This is a genomic window from Mesorhizobium sp. M7A.F.Ca.CA.004.06.1.1 (genome assembly GCF_003999135.1).
Classification (GTDB): domain Bacteria; phylum Pseudomonadota; class Alphaproteobacteria; order Rhizobiales; family Rhizobiaceae; genus Mesorhizobium.
Window position 1 is genome coordinate 1 of the sequence record NZ_RZPQ01001322.1, and the last position, 737, is coordinate 737.

2 protein-coding genes are annotated in these 737 nt (G+C 64.6%); one reads left to right on the plus strand and one right to left on the minus strand.

The window, feature by feature from the left end; translation table 11 throughout:
- A partial coding sequence (locus EN906_RS36075) for an aminotransferase class I/II-fold pyridoxal phosphate-dependent enzyme (RefSeq protein WP_127375867.1) occupies positions 1-507 on the plus strand: 507 nt, incomplete at its 5' end.
- Between the two features lie 35 nt (positions 508-542).
- Here EN906_RS36075 and EN906_RS37910 read toward each other — a convergent pair.
- A partial coding sequence (locus tag EN906_RS37910; RefSeq protein ID WP_206529290.1) for a hypothetical protein occupies positions 543-737 on the minus strand: 195 nt, incomplete at its 5' end.

Genomic DNA, 737 nt, shown 5'->3' on the forward strand with positions numbered 1-737 from the left:
GCCTCACTCAGCCCGAAGGCGATCAGCGTCTCGTCATTGTCCAAGGCCTTCGGCATTCCCGGCATCCGCATCGGCTGGCTGATCACCAGGGACGCTGAGCTTCAGGAGAAATTCCTCGCCGCCAAGGAGCAGATCGGCATCTGCGGCAGCGTTATCGACGAAGGCATTGCCCGCGGCATGCTCGAACGCCGGGACGCTTTCCTGGCGACGCTGCTGCCCGAAATGGCGGGGCGCCGCGACATCGTCCAGGCCTGGATCGATCGCGAACCGCTGGTCGACTGGGTGCGGCCCGAAGGCGGCGTGGTCGGCTTCCCGCGCCTCAATGTCGAACCCGGCTTCGACCTCGACCGGTTCTATGTGAACCTGCTGGAAAACCACGGCACCTATGTCGGACCCGGCCACTGGTTCGAGATGGAAAAATGCTTCTTCCGCGTCGGCTTTGGCTGGCCGACGGAAGCCGAATTGCGCGGCGGCCTTGATGCCATCTCCGCCGCGCTGCGGCAGTAAGTTTCCCGTGCCAGCGACCGGTTGATGCTACTGCGTCACAGCGACCGTTCATAGTGGCCAGCGTCTGCGCCGCCCCTCACCTGCCTGCCGGCATCCTCTCCCCGTATAGTGACGGGGAGAGGGGTGCTGTCATCGGCGATTTCGCCAATCTCCAGCGTTGCGGGAGAAATGCCGGCGTCGCCGCCCGCCCCTCTCTCCCCGTCACTATAGGATGTCCGGCAGGACAGTGA